This window comes from Bacillus sp. FJAT-45037, assembly GCF_002797325.1.
In the GTDB taxonomy this organism is placed as follows: Bacteria; Bacillota; Bacilli; order Bacillales; family Bacillaceae_D; genus Alkalihalophilus.
This window is the reverse complement of the sequence record NZ_KZ454938.1, coordinates 812,996-832,160: the sequence shown is the minus strand read 5'-3', so window position 1 is coordinate 832,160 and position 19,165 is coordinate 812,996. Positions and strand designations below refer to the sequence as shown.

Here is a 19,165-nt window from a genome sequence, read left to right as displayed (position 1 = left end):
GCTCTACTATGAAGTTTAAAATGCAAGACAAACAAAATCAACTAATTGAACGAATTTCTGATAAACATCTCGTTGTTGGTGTGGATATTGCACAACAAGTTCACGTTGCTCGAGCTGTGAACTTCCGTGGGATTGTAGTAGGCGATCCTCTATCTTTTGAAAATAATGAAGAAGGCTTTACTAGATTACTGCAGTGGATCAATGAATTAAAAGAAACAAAAAATTTCAATACATCGATTGTAGGTATGGAGCCTACCGGACATTACTGGCTTAATCTATCAAAATGGCTATATGAACAAAACGTTGATGTGGTAACGGTTAACCCTCATCTTGTCAAAAAGAATAAAGAAAATCGAGATAATACTCAATCTAAGAGTGATAAAAAAGACGCTCTCGTAATCGCTGATATGGTGAAGAATGGTTATTATGCCTTTATCCGTCCAACTCCAGAAGCTTTTGAAAAACTTCGAGTACTTATGGCTAACCGTGATGTGATTGTTAAACGGCTTGTCAGTTCCATCAATCAATTAAATCGATGGGTAGATCTTATCTTCCCTGAACTTCGACAAGTGTTTAAGGACATAAAAGGGAAAGGGGCAATCGCAACCCTTCGCTTATTCCCTACCCCCATCGAATTACGTTCCATGGAAGCCCAGGATATCGTTGAAGGATGGAAAACAAAAATGAAGCGACACGCTGGACTAAAAAAAGCCCAATCACTAGTTGAATTAGCTAAGCATTCTGTTGGTAATCAACAAGCACATGATGCTTATAAATTACACCTAGAACAATTGCTTGAAGAATTTGATCTCGCTACAGTTCAACTTGAAAGAGTTGAAAAAGAAGTGACTGGTGTACTCGAACAAATTACATTCGCAAATAAACTACTTGCCATTAAAGGAATTAGTGAAATTTCACTAGCTGGCATTTTAGGAGAAGCAGGAGATCTAAGCGGCTTCTCTCACGGTAATTCCCTATTGCGATACGCGGGATTACATCTAGCAGAAGCTAGCTCGGGTAAATGGAAAGGACAAATTGTCATTTCTAAACGCGGCAGATCCCGGCTACGACGTTTCTTGTATTTAGCGACCATGAGCCTTGTCATGAACAATCCTGAATTTAAAGAGCTTCACTCCAATAATGTGAAAGTAAAAAAAATGAAAAAAATGAAATCAATTATGAAACTGCTTGGGAAACTTGCACGAATATTAGTTGGAATATCTCGAAAAAATGAGTCTTATTGTCCTAATAAAGTTCACGCTTTAGAACCTCTAGCAGCATAAAGCTTATTCTAAACACAAGGAATTCCATTAAAATTTTAAGGAGTACTAAAAGTAAGTAATTACCCGTTAATTTTTTATTGAATGTTGCCTTATTCGTAGGATTTCAAAGAAAGCACGGAGTACTGGATGTCTTCAACCAAAGGGCAATGACCCGTTCCGATAGCAAAACCGGCCTCCACCCCTTGGATAGGCATGACGAAGGAATGATAGGGCTTAGACCCGTTGAGACATGGGAGGGATAGCCTCCAGGGGCGGCGTGGAGAATACGTGCATTATATGGTAATAACTGGAGTTTTATCTACCTCCTTTATTTCAGCATGCCTTCATGTAGCCAAAATGGACCGACACTCATTCCAATCATCTATTACTGTTCTTACAAGTGGTTTGAAATCCTGCGAATAAGTGAGCATTTGAGAGATATACCTATCTAACTGAGGGAGTTGAAGAAGGAGAGCAATTCCTTATTCAAGGAAAGCACCGTTAACGCAAGAAGTAATAACTCTATTCCAATATCGCCTCGTTAAAAAATAATTTATATTTGATATACACTTACCTTGTCCCAAGTAGCTTCCCAATTCTTTTTAAGTATCCGCTCATTGTAAATACGTGCAAGGTTTTCGTTCGCCAAAAAATAAGGAGTCGGTTTAACTTCTAAATTAACAACATCACTTACGCCATATGGGGCTGTTAAAATAACTTTATCAATTTCATCTAACTTTACTCCTAATGCTGTTGCTGTTTCCGGAAACTTTGAAATTGCATCAACAGAAGAAGAGTAGGGTTCAACATTATTTCTAAGGTGCATCCTGGCTTCATTCTTAACTGACCAAGGAATATTCGGTAAAATCAATGTGAGGGTTTCTTCAATCCTCTTTTCTTCTAATTCATTAAGTTGTGTTGTATCGTAATAGATTACATCAATATCTGGAATCCTTGTCCTTTCATTAAATCCATGTAAAACATCCCAAATTTTCGACCTAACAAAACCTGCACAAATCCACCAATCAGTTAGGTTTAATGACCTTACAGTTTTTAATATTTCCATCATCCATTCATCATCTTCTACTAGAGCAATGATTTCATCCTCATCTAATACATGCGCTTTATACAATCCTTTAATCATTTAATTACCCTCCAGAAAAACATGATACTTCCACTCTATATGTATTTTATAGGGAAATATTGAATATTACTACAATTTGTGATGTGATATTTGTATTTTTAAAATAATCGCTAAATTGAGAGCATAACCATGTTATACAATGATTAGTTCAAAAAAAGCACACCAACTATAATTGAATGGGTATGCTCAGAGACTTTTTTTTACAGTCATTTTTCTCTCATCAGAAAGAAAATGAAAGGTTATCTTTTATCTAAAGAGTTTATATCCTCTTTTTGCAGCCATTCGAGGGTTTCTTCAAGACCCTTTTTATACGATGTTTTCGGTAACTTGCCGATTAGCTTTTCATACTTCTCTCCGCTTAAAATAATTGGATCTTCTGTTAAATACATCATCTCTACCATTTCTCTCATAAACGGTGAAAACATGCCTAGAAATGCAATCATTCGTTTCGATATCGGTTTGAATTTCTTTTTATATCCATTAATTCCCTTTATAGTTTTCAGCACCTCTTCCCCCGTTATAGGGTGTGTTGCAGAAATATTCCAGTTTTGGTTATACGTATCTTCCCGAAGAGTTAACTCAACCATTGCTTTTGCTCCGTCTCGGTTATACAAAAACTCACGGCTTTTTGATAGACTTCCTACATAGTTTGCTCGCTTATGTCTTGCTGTATCTTTTAATGTTTCATGAAGAATGGCATTTTCGCAATTTGGCCCGTATAGATCAGGCATATGAACGATTAGAGATTCTACTGCACTTTCTTTTAACTTTGTTTCCATAGTTAGCCTAATCTTACCTTTTTTCGTATGCGGTCTTTTTGTCGCATCTTCGCCTATTGGTGAATTTAATTGATTTCCGTAAGCATAAATATTATCTACTAATGCTATTTTTGCTTGATTTACACTTGCAGCTTTAATCATTCGTTCGATACATGGTATGTGGGTATCTTCCCACTTCGGATATGGGAAACTTACAGCGTGAAAAATCACATCTGCTCCTTCGGCAGCAAATATGAGATCATTTTGATTCAAAGCATCTCCAGAGACTATCATCACGTCATCAAAGTCACCGAAAAGTGAAATCAACTTTTCCCTACCTCTCGCAAATGCTACAACTTTAATACCTCTAGCTCTTAGTTCATAAACTAAAGCACTCCCTATTCCCCCTGAAGCTCCAGCTACTAATACTTTATTCATTAAAATTCACTCCTCACCTTTATTAACCAGTGGTCAATTAAAAACAAAAAGAAATGCTCTATACCTTAAGCGGGATGTAGAGCCTTCATTAAAAATTCAATATGGACAAACGCAGCATCTTCTGCATCTTGATAACTTTTTACAAATCCACGGTAATGAGAAACAAAACCATGCAGGGAGACAAAGACAGAATAGACATCACTTATGGGTACAACGTTTGAAGATAAGGAGTGAACAGATTTAGCAAACGTTTGGTAGCTACGATTTGCCGCATCATGGGATAGTCCATCAACTTCTTTATTTCTTGTCATAAACATCAGCTCATACTGACTTTGATGATTTAGTCCGAATTCAATAAACGAGCGAAGTACGTGTCGAAGCTTTTGCTCACTTTCACCACTGCTTAAGACAATTTCCTCAATTTGTTTATTTAATGCGTAAAAATAACCCTCTATAACAGCATAAAACAATTCAGCCTTGTTCTCAAAATGATAGTACAGAGCTCCATGGCTGCAGCTAAGCTGTTTAGCAATGCTTCGCATAGAAACCTGTTGATAATCTTTTTCTATGAATTGCTCCCTTGCTTCATTTACGATCATTTCCTTTGTTAATTCATTTAATGATGATTTGCGAGGTGACATTCTTATCTCCAATTCTTGATTTCTTTGACCACTGGTTAATTAATTATACTGATTATCCTTGAAAAAGACAATTCATTTATTCTCCATCTTTCAATTAAATTTAATTTCTGATTACAGCCACAAAAAGGTATCATCTCTGCCTTGTTTTTTTACCAATTATTATCATTAAGTTTACCAATATGGAAACGTATCGATTTGAAGTGAACAAGCCTAATCCTCCTTAATTTCATTGAGTAATTAGGCTTATATAATCTTCCACAAACGTGCCAAGTTGTGCAATATCATTTTCATTAAATAATATTGTTATACTGTGCAGCTTGATAATATGTTATTTCCTTTTATCTTATCGAACACAGGCACTCGTTCTTCAAATTCATCATCTCTCTATAATAAAACTGAACCGAAATTTATTAATCAAAACATTATTTTATGACTACTTTATCTTGCTGAGGTGGTTGTTCTAACCAGCTATTTTCAATTAGTAATTTTTGCGCTTCTCCACCTAACTTTGCCGTGTCGTCCAGAAAATCCGTATACTGTCTTTTCAAATCATTCCTCATACTAGTAGCTAATGATGTTGCATAATCAGATATTCCAATTGATGATAAAGTTGTTAATTGATACATCATTAGTCTATCTGAAAAGGCAGGTTGAGAAGAACTAAAAACTTGTGTTTCTGAAGGCATTGGTGCTGGCAAATGACTGCTTGTTAAAAACTTTGTAAGTGTTGTTATAACCTTTTCAGAAAGTTTCCCAGCTTTTTTTAGGAAGTCCCGTACTTCCTTTTTATCCGCTGTTTGCTCAAAGGCTTGTGTTATTGTATTTCCTACTACATTCGCTTCAATGTTTCCAAAGACATGGGATATTTCGATAGCATTCAAATTTCTTTGATCTCCCAATAAATTGATTCCATTTAAATAGTCTTTATCCTCGACAAAATCTGATTTTCTAGGTGGTTCAATATATGGAGGTCTCACATACAATCCTTTATCTAACAAAACATCACTGACCTCATCAAAAACAGTAAGAACTTCAGATGTACATTCTTTAAAATGTTGCCTAATATCTTTACGAGTAGACATTGTGTGCATAAGACTAGAAGTTGAAGTTATTATTCTTGAAAGATTTTTTATATATAATAAAGCAAAAACGTCTGAAAAGAGCCGAGGAGCATTTACGTCTACATCTTGACTACTGAATCCTACAGGAACTTGGACTTTTTCTAATTCTAATATCTGTTTCGTATTCCCCTTTATTTTCTCAACCTTTTGAAGCGTATTTGTCAGAGTGGTTAACACTTCATTGTCCTCTGCCTTTGCAATAAAGTATTGTAACATACACATACTATGAGTGACACTAATATATTGTTTCCATAAAGACGCCATTTCTGAAGAAGTAAGTTTTATACTTTCTGGAGAACTCATGAGTTAGATACACTCCCTGCTCAAATTAGTTGCTCTTAATATTAGCTTTATGCTTTAAATTATACCTTTTAATTTTTCCATAAATCCTTTACTACGAAGCATTACACAAGTGTAGGGAACAAAATATAAATAACTCAGTAATTTTTGGACAATATAAAGCAGTGTTTGTATGAAGGAGTGAGTATATGCCTGAATTAAAAAATCATTGGATCTTATTACCGGGGCTAATCGAGGACAGGGAAAAGCTATTGCCCAACACCTTGTTGCATTAGGGGCTAAAGTAGGTGTAGGCGCACGGAACTATAATGATGCAATAGAAGTAGCGAAGTCGATTGGAGACAACGCCTTTCCAATTCAATTAGATGTTACAAAAGAATTAGAATGGATATCAGCAGTCGAGATGGTAATAAATAAATTTCATAAGATAGATGTGTTAGTGAATAATGCTGGAGTTTTAAAACGAAAATCATTTATGGAAACAACACTGGAAGATTACGAACAGTTAATTCAAGTTAATCAACTTGGAGTATTTATGGGTATGCAAGCAGTGATTCCACAAATGGAAAAGCAACAAAAAGGTTCCATTATAAACAATGTTTCGATCAGTGCATTTGCCCCAATTAGCAAATCTTCCGCTTATGCTGCGACAAAAGCTTCTGTCGTAGCAATGTCCAAAGCCGCAGCTATTGAATTAGGTCCAAAAGGAATTCGAGTGAATATAGTCCATCCGGGTGGAATCGAAACTGAAATGGCAACTCAAGGAAAGGGTGTACCTACTTATTACGAATCCGTACCACTAGGACGAATTGGACAACCGATTGAAATTGCTCGAGCTGTAGCATTTCTTGCTTCTGATGAAAGCTCTTATTGCACGGGCACAGAAATAGTCGTTGATGGTGGGCTGACGTTGGGTACTACAGATGAGTGAGTCGAGGAGATAAGAAGAGAAAGAGTGAATTTCCATTATTCAAAAAGACTATCACTTTAAACTGACATTGTATCTAAAAAGAAGCAATCATTCTAACTTATGATTGCTTCTTTTTCTTTGAATTTAAGGATTTTTGATTTAAACATATTTCCGGCCTAAAGTTTAGCTATTTTAGTCGTGTTTTAGGTATTGGCCTAGTGCTTGTTGCAAAGTTCCTAACTTCTTAATTTCTGGACTTAATTTAATTCCCAAGTCAGTAATATCCTTTGCTACTTCGGTTCGTAATCCTGTTAATACAGTTGAGCATCCCATCAATGAGATACCATCAATAACTTTCATAAACTCATAGGCAACTTCTTGTTCTATACTAGCGATACCAGAAAGATCCATTATTAACGTTTGAATTCGTAAATTTGATACCTCTGATAATACTTTTTCCTTTAGAATATTTATACGATTAACATCAATTGATCCAATTAACGGCAATATACTAATATTACTATCGATTGGAATAATTGGAACCGATAAATTTTCGACTAATTCTCTTTGTGCATTAATCAGAGAATCCTTGTATGTAGAGTAACTAAGAAAAAATGTATTTAAAAAATTGTCTACTCTATTATTTATCTGTGCTTCTAGTTTAAAGCAATCGTCAATAGTATATTTATTAGCTAGATCATAAAACTTCTGTATATAAATCCATAAAGTTCTACGAGTTGCTTGTATCCATTCCAGCTTAAAAGTTAATTCCATAGAATGCGTTGCCCAAGCTATCCCTTCCTTTTTCGCAAATCGTTTTAGTTCATTATCTTCATTATTAATAATATAAACCGTTAATTGGTGTGCATTATTAACTAAATCTATATTACCGATTTTTAATATTTCATTAATCTTACTTTTAACATTTACTGCTTCATCCAACAAGGTGGATTCAAAATTATTCTTATTAGCTTCGAAAAACTCTCTAAGTTCAGATGAAGATTCGAAATCTTTATCCACTTTTAATTCCCCCCTGCTTTTTTTAATAAAGTTAGTATATTACTCTAATTATACGAACGCAACCCAATTCTTATAAATGATAAGCTACCTTCAGCTTACGTTATCCTTTAATTTCATAATTGTCTTCCTATATATAGAAAATGAATACAAAAGACACCACATATGGGTGTCTTTTGTGTTCATTAATACGTTGTTTCTAAACATGGTCGTCGGGCTGAAGGTTATTTTGGATATATTGTTGAGCGTTTTCCACTTCTTCAGGCTTAGCTGAAATCGACTTATACCAACCTTTACTAGCCATCACTTCATAAATATGGGAATGGAGATCGTTTGATGTTTGAAAACATTCTTCATATACCTGACGTAATTCACTGTGACTCGTCTCAAGAAGAGTAGAAACTAAGCTCTTACATCGACCTTTTTCTAATTCAAGAGACAATTGAAGCATTTCACGATCCGTAAGGCCTCTACCTTGGATATTGTTTGTCAAAATGCTCACCTCCTTTAGTTACTGAACTCTTGATTGATTAAAGTATGTCGAAATTTTAAGAACGTTTTTTTGATGAGATTCAGCTAGATGTTCTAAAAGGGATGTCATCTCTTGATCCTCACATTGAGTAGCACACCAGTTCATTGTTTTCGCAATAATTTCCTCAGCACGAATTTCATCTTCAATAAGAGCTAATTCTTTTGTGGTTAACATTTTAAAGAGTTCCTCCTACCCTGTTACATTTTTGGGAATTTAACAAGTTTGCCACCCTCACTGTCGTATTGAGCCTATATGAGAATTCGTTAAGCTGAAGTAATTCAAGTATTAGCTCATTAATTCAGGGAAGGGAATTAAACAACCAATTTCATTATCAAAGCTACCACTTGTAATAAATGCTTATTTTAACCATAGTCTTTCAACATCTAATGGTACGATCACTTCCTCATTATTTATTGCTCGATGTAATAATGGGTTCTCAAATTGTGCATTTAATTCTTCTTTTACTCTTTGTCTCAAACTTTTAGTTTCACTTGCGTAGTTCTTTCTTTTCTTCATCCGTAAATTCCTTCCCTTCTTAAATTAATGAAGCGGGCCGTTTTCGTTAACATACTTTCCATAATCAGGGATGGAGACTTCTTTAAATTCAGTTACTAATTTTTCTAAGCTCGTGGTTAATTCACTACCTGACATAGGCACCCCATGACCGGTAATAGCCGCTACTGGCTTTAAATCTCGAATGACTTTTACAGATTCATATGCAAGGTCCCAGTCGGTGGTTAAGTATCTAGGAGGCCCATTTATTTCTTTTTCTTGAGTAAGGGTTTTGTACAGAGAATCTTGTCTTACTGTAATAAATGCATCGCCAGCAATTAGGCTACGATCTTTATCTCTAAAAAAAGAAACGTGCCCAGGGGTGTGACCTGGTGTCGGAATCCAACGGAACTCATCCAAGAAAGGGACTGTTCCATCACTTGGCAAGGGTTTGAGATGTTCTTTTATATTAATAGGCTCATTGGGGAAAAGAGAAGAGATCTTAGCAATATAACCTCCTTCTACAGAAGTATCAGGTTCAGGATATTCGCGCTCTCCTACTAAATATGGATATTCTAATGAATGAGCAAAAACAGGAATATTCCAATGATCAATTAACTCAATAATCGAGCCCACATGATCAAAATGACCATGTGTTAAAATAATTGCTTTAGGACGACTGTTAGGACCATATATTTCTTCAGCGGTTTCAATAATTTTCTTCGAACAACCGGGCATACCTGCATCAATCATTACAAACTCTTCCTTAGTAGGATCGCCCACAAAAACAATATTAACGATTTTGCTGGTATAACTAAATAAATCAGGGAGTACTTGAATACAAACTCCATCCCCGACTGAGGTTACAGGTAGAAATTTATAGTCGCTACCATAAGACATGTCTTTATCCATAGCTAACCCTCTTTTTATTATCATTTTTAATAACATCGTTGTTAGCTTATCAATAATATATAAAATTATTCGAAAATCGAACGCATAGCCTTAAAAATGCAAAAAAATATTCATGTGTTTTCATAACAATAAATTTGAAGTTAATCATTTTAGTAGTTTTATGTAAAATAAACCAAGGACATTTGCGTCCTTGGTTTATGGAATACAACATAGAAAAGATAAACAAAGTATCGGTCCCCTTTAGGAATGTACATTTTTTTGGGGATTATAAGATAGGTGATAAGAGACGCGAAATCGATTCTTTAAATCGAATTACCTTTGAGCGTTTGTCATATAACGTTTGAGTTAATTCCGTGCACGATTTCATATCTTCTTCAAAAGCTAAAGCAAGTTTTTGTGAAGTTTGACGGTCATAAATAAACGCATTCACTTCAAAATTTAATTTGAAGCTTCTCATGTCAATATTGGCAGTCCCAACGGAATTAATCTCGCCGTCCACAACAATTGTTTTAGCATGTATAAATCCTTTTTCATAAATATATACTTTCGCGCCAGTCTTAAGCAATTCACCAACATGAGAATAAGTTGCCCAATAGACAAATGGATGATCCGGTCGATTCGGTATCATGACGCGAACGTCTTTACCAGATAGTGCAGCAATTCTGAGTGCGTCAAATAAACTTTGGTCAGGTATGAAATAAGGTGTTTGGATGTAGATCGACTCTTTAGCTGACATAATCATCCTAATATAGCCATTTTTGATCTGTTCCCACTCTGAATCAGGACCACTTGAGACAATTTGCATCGATGCATTCCCTTTGCTAGTTTTTAGGGGGAAATATCGATCTTCATAGTGAATTTGGTATCGCTTAGATGCTTGATTCCAATCGAGTATGAATCTTGTTTGAATCGCATCTACCGCCTGCCCTTTTATTCTCAAATGAGTATCTCGCCAATAACCAAACTTATCACTAAATCCTATATACTCATCCCCAACATTGAAACCGCCAATGTAACCTATTTGACCATCAATATTCACTAGTTTTCGATGGTTTCTAAAATTCAATCGAAGGTTTATTAAAGCTACCTTAGAAGGGAAAAACACTCCTACTTCTCCTCCAGCCGCTTCAAGTTCAGCGAAATGTTTCGATCTTAATTTACGAGAGCCCAATTGATCATAGAGAATTCGTACTTTAACTCCTTCTCGTGCTTTCTCTTCAAGTGCTTTGATGATCTTCTTTCCGAGTGTATCATTCCTAAAGATATAATACTGAATATGAATAAATTCTCTTGCCTCCATAATGTCTGTCCATAACGCATCAAATTTTTCTTGCCCATCAACAAATATCTCGACTTCATTTTGATTCGTTAATATCGCATCGTTATTGACTAAGTGCATGGCAATCAAATCTTTGTATTGCTCAGTATCAGGATTATCATAACGGTACTCGGAGTTTCGCATCAGCTTTAATTGATCATTTATTAATCCTTCAATTCCTATTTTATTGATCCCATTCCAATCGAATAGTCGTTTTCTTGTAAGGTTCTGCCCGAAAAATAAGTAGACCACAAAGCCAAAAAAGGGGATAAAAAATAAGATTAATAACCATGCCCAAGTAGCCCCAATATCTTTACGTTCAATAAAAATAATGATCGCTGCAAAGATTAAATTAATGACAAACATTACAGCTAATAATATTGAAGACACATCCATTTTGCTAATACCTACCTAACTACTTTTTTTCACTCATTTGTTTTATTCATAAGCCGAACTATCATAAGTGAAAGAGAATAACATTTGTTAACCTCTTTCTTCTATACTAGAAAAAACTCTCATTTTCAATAGTCCCTTTTGTTCTTTTATAAATCCTCACATTAGACTTATATGATCAAACTCTAACTCTTAGATTCACTATTATCATATTAACATACAATTCCCAATCGAATTTCTAAATTTAAAGAACTGATTTCTTCAGTAATCTGGTTGAAATCATCAAAACAGGCGCATTCCTACTAAGGAGGGCGCCTGTTTGTTGTATATGAATTGATATGAGTGAGGCGGCTAGTCTGTTCGTCAAGTCTCTCTGAGATTCACTCTCTTCTAAGCAGTGACAGGGTAACGTCCCCTTCGATGTTCTTTTGAATGATACCATTTATAGCATAGAATAATGATAATGATGAGATCTACCGCATCGCCGCCGTAATACATCAGCATGCCCCCGGCTTCAGCTTCCGCTCTAGGAACACCTTCGGGAGGATAAGCGTAGATGAATTTGGATAAAATTTTATGACCGGCTAAGGCAAGTATCAAGACCAACGACCGATAGATATAACTATATTGTTTGGGGATCGGATCAATATATAACAACGTGGCTGCAAAAAAGTAGCCAGCTAGAAAGACATGTAAATGAACGAGTATGTGTACCCACATCATTGTTTCCATCATAATGTAAAGGTCAGTCGTATAGAGAACCCAGAGACCTCCTATATTTAAAACTGCTGGAACTACAGGGTTCGACAAAAAATGAAACAATGGTCTTTTTAAAAAGACAGTTACCTTACGGGCTTTTCCAGTAGAAAGAGCTCGTAAAAGCAACGTTAATGGAGCCCCCAGAACCATCAATAATGGTCCCAGCATACCAAGAAGCAAGTGACCAAACATATGTACCGTAAAGTTCTCATGGGCAGCTGTGATCATCGGGTTTACTAAGGTGATGAAGCATAATAAACTCCCCGCAACCCATAAAGCCGTGCGATACCAAGCCCAAGGCCTATCTCTGCGCTTTGATAGGACTATTGCTACTAAGTAGAGGATAATTCCAATTACAAAAGGTGCGCTTAACAGGAGTTGCGTAAGAAAATCGATGGAATGCCCCGAGTGTGTCGAACCATGATCGTGATTCATAATCTTACGTCACCACCGATTTTCTTCATCTTCTTATGAGTTTGATAAACGATAGTGCCTCCAATGATTGCGATGACACTAGCAAGAATATTCCATGTTAAGTCATAGGGAAGAAGGTTAACACCATAGCGAATCTGGTGAACCTGCAATACTTTGTGATTGATAATTCCATCATATAAGTTAAATACCCCTACGCCAAGGAGCATACTACCCACCCATCGTTTCCCCCACCATGCATGACGACTTCTTAAATCGGCCAACATAAACAGCGCAGCTACAGTGGCAAACCAACTAAAAGCATGAAAGAGCCCGTCGGATATGAGCCCAACCTCAGTAGTAGATCGATCATAAAAATGATGCCAATTGAGTAATTGATGGAAGACGACCTCGTCAATAAAAGCGACCATACCAACTCCAAACAAAAAACCTGATAAAAAATTCCTCCGAGAATAGAGGTGTTGTTGTTTATTCGGAACTTTCTTCATAAATCAATCTCTCCTTTCCTTCAGTTACCATATGAAAAAACTTTAAAGCTACCTCTCTCTATCACGGTTTTAAATATTGTTAATATATTCAAACACTACTATTTCTACCCATCTGTTTCATTGTTTATACCCAACCACTACATCGTTTATGCAATAGTTCAGCAAAAACCCTCTCAAGTCGCATTAAACATTGCTTAAACATTAGAACACTGAGGGTACATCAATGATTCAACATCCTATACCTTAATTACCCTGGTTCCCTATGACGCGCTCATGAAGACAATCACTCTTTTCCGAAGCCACAAGAAGACATCGAAGCAGATGTAGCAATAATTAGGGCTGGTGTCACCGGTATGAGATCTGCTTATTTGTTATCGCAAAAAGGATTAAGAATGGTGCTCTCTATCATAAATTGATTGATTTTGTAGGAGAAGGAAACGGAAGGGTATATTATGAGGCAAATGAGGAAGCTTTAGCTTTTATCAACTTGACTTACTTTTGTATTTGACAATTTTAAAGAGGGAAATCCTATTAATTTGTTTAAAAGATACATACACTGTTGTGCAGATAAAAATTCTGTCATTTTCGTTACGGTACGCTCACTACATTTAATGTGCATTGCTCAAATGAGATACATCATTCAAATTTCAATAACGTTAAAAAGAGCAGCACCTAGGGAATGTGTTGCTCTCTTGAATCCTCGTACCCGTTGCTTCAATAAATACTAGCTTACAATTAAATCACCATTCTTTTTATACAAGTCAATTAGTTCTTCTAGGTGTGTGTCAATTTCCTCATTTAATTTGTTAACATTTTCTAGAACCATTAAATCTAGCCCTTCGGATACTGCTGGATTATAAAACCTTTCATTTATGTATGCTTGGATATAAGCATCTCTTGAATAGTGTGTATCACGCCAAATTTCATAATATTCCTCTAGTGTAATTTCCAGTGCAGTAGCTTGTTTTTCATAAAATTGTCTCTCGCTCTCTGGTAAATGTTGAAGAATTTCTGATGTCTCGAGTCCTGGATATAAACTATTTTTGTTACTTTCAATTTCATCTCCCGATACTTGGATTCCCATCGCTTTGGCTTCATTAACAATTATTTCTTCTTTTAAATAGATATCTATATGCTCATCATTTAATGGGTATAAAGCTAATACATCTTTCCCTTTAATCTCTTTGCCTTTTAACACAGCAATAACATCTTCATTTTCATAACTTGATCCAGAACATGCGGTTAATAATATAAGGAATAAGAAGATGAATAATAATTTAAATTTCATGAATGCCTCCCAAAACCTTATGTCTTTCTTGTACTACCAGGGCCTTTAACTCATTAGGAACAGCTTCCATAACAACTATCCATATTTTAATAATGCACCAATTACTTTATGTTAAAACCTTTACAATCTAACATTTAATTTACTTTTTCGTGTATCAGAGAAAATGGTGAAGAGACACTATTTTTATCAAATTCTTGCTTCAACAAAGAATACATATATAAATCATCATATTCCCCACATGTAAACTCATAACTCCTCAATAATCCTTCTCTGATAAAACCTATCTTTTCTACTAATTTTTGTGAAGATAGATTAGGTGGCTCGATTAGAGCTTCTATCCGTTGCAAATTCAAATGTTCAAATCCGTGACTTATGATTGTTTCAACAGCCTCAACTGCTATACCATTCCCCCACTGCTCTTTACTCAATTCAAAGCCAATTTCAGCACGGGAATGCTTAGATACAATGTTATGAAACCCACAACTGCCAATCATAACTCCTTGCTCTTTTAACGTAATTCCCCATCTAATACCCGTTTTATTGTTTTGTATTGATTGATACCAGGAAATCTCATCCAAAGCATCGTTTATGGAATTGAAAGGTTCTAATCCGTAATACTTCATTACTTCTTTATCAGACAGATAATTCAAAATGTCTTTTGCATCCTCTTTTTTAACTTTTCTTAATATTAATCTTCGAGTCTCAAGTACGGGAAATGTATCAGTATCTATCTTCATTGAAGCCTCTCCTCATTTTATGTAACTTTTTTAGTAACTTGTTTCGTTAGTTTAATATAATACCATATATAAGTTGCTGTATTAGTTTCTGCTATGCCTGGACCACTCATCCAAATTTATATTAACAGAACAAATATACCTGAAAGAGCATTCCAAGTATGCCTTATTATTTCATAATCATTTACCCATTCCTTTAAGTATCAGATTTCACAACCTATATCAAAATTTCGACTGATTAAGCGAAATTAGACTTATACCGTTATTTTATACTTTTGATTATTTTCACCATCATACGTGCTGCAACAGTTTGCCCGTAAAATTGGTTGGTCGTTCCTGTAAAGAAGAGTTCAGTCTTTGGATGGTAAAATGAAAAAGCCCCTGTCTGTCCCCAGTGTCCGATCAATCCATTTTTTAACTCTTTAACAAATATAGGTTGATTTGCAATCCCAACTCCATAAAAAAATAATCCTGGACCAAAAAGAAGTTTCCAATCTTTAAGCTCATCGAAATATTCTTTCGGAAAGAAATGTCCATCGAAAAATGCTTTTAAAAATATCATAGATTCCTTCGCAGTTGATACAATGCCTCCTTCTGGTCCGATAGATGACATATATTTGGGTAGATAGATTTCCTTATCTTTGTAATAGATAGGGGCAGGCTGATTCTCATTCACATCTTCAAATAAATACGTATCCTTTAAATTTAGTTCATCAAATATAAATTCTTTGAAGACCGTATGGATGTCTTTGTTGGTAATTTCTTCAATAATCTTACCTAAAAGCTGATAATTTGTATCAGAGTATTGAGCCTTTTTACCAGGAACAAATGTCGGTTTCTTTTGTTTTGCACTCTCTATTGTTCTTTCAAATCCCCAACTCTGATCTTTTCCTGCAGTTAATTCCCTAACTAGATTAGCAGAAAAATAATCAGGAATTCCTGATGTATTGGACATTAAGTGTTTGATTGTTATATCTTTGGAGTATTCTATACCTTTATATATGTGGAGTTCATGTAGTATTTCCTCAGACAAATACTCTGAGATTTTATCTTGGAGATTCAGACAATTTTTTGATTTTAATTTTAGTAGAACAGCCGTGACGTATAATTTTGTTACGCTTGCGATAAAATATGGTTTATTTACAGTTAGATTTCCAGCCCCGTATAAGAGCGATAAAGAACTGTCCACATTTTCCACACATAATACAGCACCATAAATGTTTTTCTTTGACACCGCAGTCGACACTAATTCAGCAACAAATGATGACTCAATTGTTCTTGACAACGATAATATCCCCCTCTTATTCAAAGTAACCTTTATTTTTATGATGGTTCTGCATCAAAATATTATATTCACAACCTTAATACTTATAGCATTATTCCTGTTCAAAATTTCTGCCCGTGAGTTGAAGAAAAAACTAAACAGTATAACGTACATTCCAGCTTTTTGGAAACTCAATTTTATTTGCATAAGCAAAGCGAATTAATTGTCCGTGATGCTGAACCTCATGTTCTAGTAAGTCAATTAGTATATTAGCATTCATTTCACCTATGCTGATATCTTGGAAATATTTCTCTATGTTTGTTTGTGTTTCTTTCAATTTGCTTGTTATTAACGGTTTATTATTACTATCAGTTAAACTACAAACAAAGCCATTCCATTGACCAACTCTGAAAGCCTTTAAGTAACTTTCTCTCGCACCGATAATACAATATGCTTGTTCTCCAATTGTATTTGAAGGGACGTCAGTAATTCTTAAACTTAAACAACCATCCTCTATATGATTATAAAAATCGTCTGTTAAAGTCAACGCTTGTAAAATCCTTTGTTTTACTATCTCCATCTTTCATTCCTCCACCTTTCATCAATGGCGCAAACTAGCTTCGTTAGTACAATAAAGTTTGTATAAGTGTCTTCAAACCAATGCACTTTACTCCTTATGACTTAAAAGATCGGTTTGTATGCAAATGGGTATTAGGCGCGACAGACCAAAACCCTGCGAACCAAGTAATACGAATTTCCGCTTACTTAACTCCTCTTCTATAATCATACGTTTCATGTGGTAGATTTAATTTAACCTTGTTAATCATCACGGTTTGATCATCCATCCATTCAATTTCTGCTTTTTCCGTACGATACTGCCAATATATCTTTTTTGGTCTCTTCTTCTTCTCATTAAATACTAGCTCTCCTAAGACAGCATAGGAAGTCGTCGCACCACCATCTGAAATATAAGCATTTATTGTGTATGTACCATTTGGGGATGTAGATGTATTGATTAACTCATCAGCAAACCTTGACCAATCAAAAAAGATCCAATAAACTGCGTAACCAACAACGCTCAGTATGATAAAGAACCAAACAATAGTTACTAAGAGCAATTTTTTCATCTGTTTACTCCCCTAATTTAAGTGTACTAGCGAGAGTACAGGCTAATTCTTATAACGTTTGTTAACAAAAGAAATTGCCACAAATACAAACACACTTATGGCCACTTTCACTATTGATACCTGCTCGAATAGTGGTGTATGTGTAGAACGATTTGATGAGAAAATAGACCACCAACTTGGTTCAGGAAACCAAAGTGATGCAAATAACCAAAGGAAGTACACAATAGTTGTGATTCCATAGAACACCTTCAACATCCTGCCCCCCATCGTTACTCCCTATGACTTAAAAGATCGGTATTCTAACGGACCCTCAAACGTATGTAAATCCATCTAAATTATACCAAATAAGAGGTGTTAGGAGCGAGGTTCGTTTAATCATGTGCGAGTGAATATTCCGTACCCTTCAAAACTTCTATTCTCTTCTTTTAGATGAATCAGTTAGAGAAAAAAGTTATTAAGCTAAGCTTAGTAACTTTTCTTCACTTGCATTGCTTTCACTTGCCAACATACTTGCTGCTACTTCTTGCATGTTTGGATTCCATTTTTTCAATGTTTCTATACGACATAAATTTCAAGTTACTAAATCTTGCTAATGAATCTAGTGATGATTTATGTCCTCTTTCATGTAGTTTCGAATCATCCTCACTTCGTCTTTTTATGTTTACACTTCCCTTTAACTACTGGCGTAAGTTTCATCATACTACTGAAATTACGTAATCGATTTTTAGGCATTAATACAAGCAATAAGTTAGTTTCAGTCATAACCTACAAAGAAAAGGAGTGAATATTATGAAATTTAGTTCAAATAATTGTTGTGAAAGATGTTATAAGCGTAAAACATGCAAATCTAAAAAAAAGAAATGCATTTGTCCCCCGGGACCTCCGGGACCTCCGGGACTTCGGGGACCAGTGGGACCTCCGGGACCAATAGGACCTCCGGGAGCTGGGGGATTACTTGAATATGGTTATATTTATAACCTCACTGCTCAGACGGTGGCTGTAAATGCTGATGTTCTTTTTAGTAACACCGGAATAACTACAGCTGGAATTACGCATATACCTGGAACCGCAGAAATTGTAGTTACCACTGCGGGAGACTACGAGGTTACTTTCTCCGTGTCTGGTGTAGAACCAAACCAATTCGCAATATTTATAAATGGTGTATTGGTTCCAGAGACAGTCTATGGTTCAGGAGCAGGAACTCAGCAAAACAACGGTCAGGCTATAATCGCTGTAGAAGCTGGAGATATTATTACCCTTCGAAATCATGTATCTGCTGCAGCTGTCGGCCTTCAGACTCAAGCTGGAGGCACAGCAACAAACGTAAATGCTTCTATTGTTATTAAAAAATTAGATCAATAATGAACTCTCATAAAATCAGAGTGAATTTGTAATGAGGTTTCATTAAACGTTCTTGACAATTAAGAGCGAATTTGAAGAACAAATCTGTAGTTCACCGAGTACGAACCCATTTTAATAATTTGTATATCCAATCAACTTACAATCAATCGCCCCTCAATTTTATGTGAAAGATGAAATTGAGGGCGCAATTGATTTTTTTATATAACGAAATAAAAAAGGATATACAGCATAAATTGTCCTTTTACATACCTTAAAAAATAGGGAAATCGTGACTTAAAGGAGAGGGTGGATCATGATTCCATTAGTCTTAGCATCATTTTAAAAAGTGACGAGGATACTAAAGCAAGATGTCTCGATTCGGTAAAAAACCTCGTAGAAGAAATTATTAATGTAGACACAGGTTCAACAAATAAAACGAAAGAAATTGTAGCACTGCAGAAGATGTTTTAACTGAGTGTGTTAGGTGCGAAGTT

At 35.4% G+C, this 19,165-nt stretch carries 21 protein-coding genes and 1 pseudogene; 4 read left to right on the top strand and 18 right to left on the bottom strand.

Annotated elements, in window-relative coordinates; all coding sequences use genetic code 11:
• Positions 1-8 precede the first annotated feature (8 nt).
• A complete protein-coding gene (locus CDZ88_RS04180; protein WP_100372342.1) occupies positions 9-1,283 on the top strand; it encodes an IS110 family RNA-guided transposase in 1,275 nt (424 codons plus the stop codon).
• A 532-nt stretch (positions 1,284-1,815) separates the two neighbouring features.
• Here the strand turns inward: CDZ88_RS04180 and CDZ88_RS04175 are convergent.
• From CDZ88_RS04175 to CDZ88_RS04160, 4 genes are all read right to left on the bottom strand, one after another.
• Positions 1,816-2,406, bottom strand: a complete 591-nt coding sequence (locus CDZ88_RS04175; protein WP_100372341.1) for a nucleotidyltransferase family protein — start codon at positions 2,404-2,406, stop codon at positions 1,816-1,818.
• A 239-nt stretch (positions 2,407-2,645) separates the two neighbouring features.
• Entirely contained in the window at positions 2,646-3,602 is a 957-nt protein-coding gene (locus tag CDZ88_RS04170; protein ID WP_100372340.1) for an NAD-dependent epimerase/dehydratase family protein, read from the bottom strand.
• Between the two features lie 65 nt (positions 3,603-3,667).
• Positions 3,668-4,243: a TetR/AcrR family transcriptional regulator gene (locus CDZ88_RS04165; protein WP_100372339.1), complete on the bottom strand. Its 576-nt coding sequence runs from the start codon at positions 4,241-4,243 to the stop codon at positions 3,668-3,670.
• Positions 4,244-4,665: 422 nt separating this feature from the next.
• A complete protein-coding gene (locus CDZ88_RS04160; RefSeq protein ID WP_100372338.1) occupies positions 4,666-5,667 on the bottom strand; it encodes a DUF3231 family protein in 1,002 nt (333 codons plus the stop codon).
• Positions 5,668-5,852: 185 nt separating this feature from the next.
• Here CDZ88_RS04160 and CDZ88_RS04155 point away from each other — a divergent pair.
• Positions 5,853-6,595 (top strand): annotated as a pseudogene (locus CDZ88_RS04155) (SDR family NAD(P)-dependent oxidoreductase).
• Between the two features lie 171 nt (positions 6,596-6,766).
• On the opposite strand, the gene CDZ88_RS04150 reads toward CDZ88_RS04155, so the two are convergent.
• From CDZ88_RS04150 to CDZ88_RS04090, 14 genes are all read right to left on the bottom strand, one after another.
• Complete coding sequence (locus tag CDZ88_RS04150; protein ID WP_100372336.1) at positions 6,767-7,594, bottom strand: STAS domain-containing protein; 828 nt, start codon at positions 7,592-7,594, stop codon at positions 6,767-6,769.
• Between the two features lie 196 nt (positions 7,595-7,790).
• The gene (locus CDZ88_RS04145) at positions 7,791-8,084 is read right to left on the bottom strand and encodes a spore coat protein (protein WP_100372335.1); all 294 of its coding nucleotides are present in this window, start codon (positions 8,082-8,084) and stop codon (positions 7,791-7,793) included.
• An 18-nt stretch (positions 8,085-8,102) separates the two neighbouring features.
• Positions 8,103-8,297 (bottom strand): hypothetical protein, encoded by a 195-nt coding sequence (locus CDZ88_RS04140; RefSeq protein ID WP_100372334.1) that lies wholly within the window; start codon positions 8,295-8,297, stop codon positions 8,103-8,105.
• A gap of 183 nt (positions 8,298-8,480) precedes the next feature.
• Positions 8,481-8,639, bottom strand: coding sequence for a hypothetical protein (locus tag CDZ88_RS17575; RefSeq protein ID WP_198507816.1), 159 nt, complete (start codon positions 8,637-8,639; stop codon positions 8,481-8,483).
• Between the two features lie 24 nt (positions 8,640-8,663).
• On the bottom strand, positions 8,664-9,527 hold the full coding sequence (locus tag CDZ88_RS04135; protein WP_100372333.1) for an MBL fold metallo-hydrolase: 864 nt from the start codon (positions 9,525-9,527) through the stop codon (positions 8,664-8,666).
• 265 nt (positions 9,528-9,792) lie between these two features.
• A complete protein-coding gene (gene cls / locus CDZ88_RS04130) occupies positions 9,793-11,241 on the bottom strand; it encodes a cardiolipin synthase (RefSeq protein ID WP_100372332.1) in 1,449 nt (482 codons plus the stop codon).
• A gap of 387 nt (positions 11,242-11,628) precedes the next feature.
• Entirely contained in the window at positions 11,629-12,432 is an 804-nt protein-coding gene (locus CDZ88_RS04125; protein WP_100372331.1) for a cytochrome c oxidase assembly protein, read from the bottom strand.
• On the bottom strand, positions 12,429-12,917 hold the full coding sequence (locus CDZ88_RS04120; RefSeq protein WP_100372330.1) for a DUF2243 domain-containing protein: 489 nt from the start codon (positions 12,915-12,917) through the stop codon (positions 12,429-12,431). The genes CDZ88_RS04125 and CDZ88_RS04120 overlap by 4 nt, the downstream gene beginning before the upstream one ends.
• A 724-nt stretch (positions 12,918-13,641) precedes the next feature.
• A complete protein-coding gene (locus CDZ88_RS04115; RefSeq protein WP_100372329.1) occupies positions 13,642-14,205 on the bottom strand; it encodes a hypothetical protein in 564 nt (187 codons plus the stop codon).
• 134 nt (positions 14,206-14,339) lie between these two features.
• Positions 14,340-14,942 (bottom strand): GNAT family N-acetyltransferase, encoded by a 603-nt coding sequence (locus CDZ88_RS04110; protein WP_100372328.1) that lies wholly within the window; start codon positions 14,940-14,942, stop codon positions 14,340-14,342.
• A gap of 259 nt (positions 14,943-15,201) precedes the next feature.
• Positions 15,202-16,224 (bottom strand): serine hydrolase domain-containing protein, encoded by a 1,023-nt coding sequence (locus CDZ88_RS04105; RefSeq protein ID WP_100372327.1) that lies wholly within the window; start codon positions 16,222-16,224, stop codon positions 15,202-15,204.
• Positions 16,225-16,357: 133 nt separating this feature from the next.
• On the bottom strand, positions 16,358-16,783 hold the full coding sequence (locus CDZ88_RS04100) for a hypothetical protein (RefSeq protein WP_100372326.1): 426 nt from the start codon (positions 16,781-16,783) through the stop codon (positions 16,358-16,360).
• A gap of 181 nt (positions 16,784-16,964) precedes the next feature.
• The gene (locus tag CDZ88_RS04095) at positions 16,965-17,330 is read right to left on the bottom strand and encodes a DUF5412 domain-containing protein (RefSeq protein WP_100372325.1); all 366 of its coding nucleotides are present in this window, start codon (positions 17,328-17,330) and stop codon (positions 16,965-16,967) included.
• Between the two features lie 42 nt (positions 17,331-17,372).
• Positions 17,373-17,576 (bottom strand): hypothetical protein, encoded by a 204-nt coding sequence (locus tag CDZ88_RS04090; RefSeq protein WP_232718706.1) that lies wholly within the window; start codon positions 17,574-17,576, stop codon positions 17,373-17,375.
• 663 nt (positions 17,577-18,239) lie between these two features.
• Between CDZ88_RS04090 and CDZ88_RS04085 the strand changes: the two genes are divergently transcribed.
• Together CDZ88_RS04085 and CDZ88_RS17330 are read left to right on the top strand one after the other, a co-directional pair.
• Positions 18,240-18,692: a BclA C-terminal domain-containing protein gene (locus CDZ88_RS04085; RefSeq protein ID WP_232718552.1), complete on the top strand. Its 453-nt coding sequence runs from the start codon at positions 18,240-18,242 to the stop codon at positions 18,690-18,692.
• A gap of 285 nt (positions 18,693-18,977) precedes the next feature.
• Entirely contained in the window at positions 18,978-19,142 is a 165-nt protein-coding gene (locus tag CDZ88_RS17330) for a hypothetical protein (RefSeq protein ID WP_157796470.1), read from the top strand.
• Positions 19,143-19,165 lie beyond the last annotated feature (23 nt).

Excerpts from the sequence above, each read along its gene's own strand:
- CDZ88_RS04180 (WP_100372342.1), top strand. The coding sequence starts at position 9 with ATGAAGTTTAAAATGCAAGACAAACAAAATCAACTAATTGAACGAATT.
- CDZ88_RS04175 (WP_100372341.1), bottom strand. The coding sequence starts at position 2,406 with ATGATTAAAGGATTGTATAAAGCGCATGTATTAGATGAGGATGAAATC.
- CDZ88_RS04170 (WP_100372340.1), bottom strand. The coding sequence starts at position 3,602 with ATGAATAAAGTATTAGTAGCTGGAGCTTCAGGGGGAATAGGGAGTGCT.
- CDZ88_RS04165 (WP_100372339.1), bottom strand. The coding sequence starts at position 4,243 with ATGTCACCTCGCAAATCATCATTAAATGAATTAACAAAGGAAATGATC.
- CDZ88_RS04160 (WP_100372338.1), bottom strand. The coding sequence starts at position 5,667 with ATGAGTTCTCCAGAAAGTATAAAACTTACTTCTTCAGAAATGGCGTCT.
- CDZ88_RS04140 (WP_100372334.1), bottom strand. The coding sequence starts at position 8,297 with ATGTTAACCACAAAAGAATTAGCTCTTATTGAAGATGAAATTCGTGCT.
- CDZ88_RS17575 (WP_198507816.1), bottom strand. The coding sequence starts at position 8,639 with ATGAAGAAAAGAAAGAACTACGCAAGTGAAACTAAAAGTTTGAGACAA.
- CDZ88_RS04135 (WP_100372333.1), bottom strand. The coding sequence starts at position 9,527 with ATGGATAAAGACATGTCTTATGGTAGCGACTATAAATTTCTACCTGTA.
- cls (WP_100372332.1), bottom strand. The coding sequence starts at position 11,241 with ATGGATGTGTCTTCAATATTATTAGCTGTAATGTTTGTCATTAATTTA.
- CDZ88_RS04125 (WP_100372331.1), bottom strand. The coding sequence starts at position 12,432 with ATGAATCACGATCATGGTTCGACACACTCGGGGCATTCCATCGATTTT.
- CDZ88_RS04120 (WP_100372330.1), bottom strand. The coding sequence starts at position 12,917 with ATGAAGAAAGTTCCGAATAAACAACAACACCTCTATTCTCGGAGGAAT.
- CDZ88_RS04115 (WP_100372329.1), bottom strand. The coding sequence starts at position 14,205 with ATGAAATTTAAATTATTATTCATCTTCTTATTCCTTATATTATTAACC.
- CDZ88_RS04110 (WP_100372328.1), bottom strand. The coding sequence starts at position 14,942 with ATGAAGATAGATACTGATACATTTCCCGTACTTGAGACTCGAAGATTA.
- CDZ88_RS04100 (WP_100372326.1), bottom strand. The coding sequence starts at position 16,783 with ATGGAGATAGTAAAACAAAGGATTTTACAAGCGTTGACTTTAACAGAC.
- CDZ88_RS04095 (WP_100372325.1), bottom strand. The coding sequence starts at position 17,330 with ATGAAAAAATTGCTCTTAGTAACTATTGTTTGGTTCTTTATCATACTG.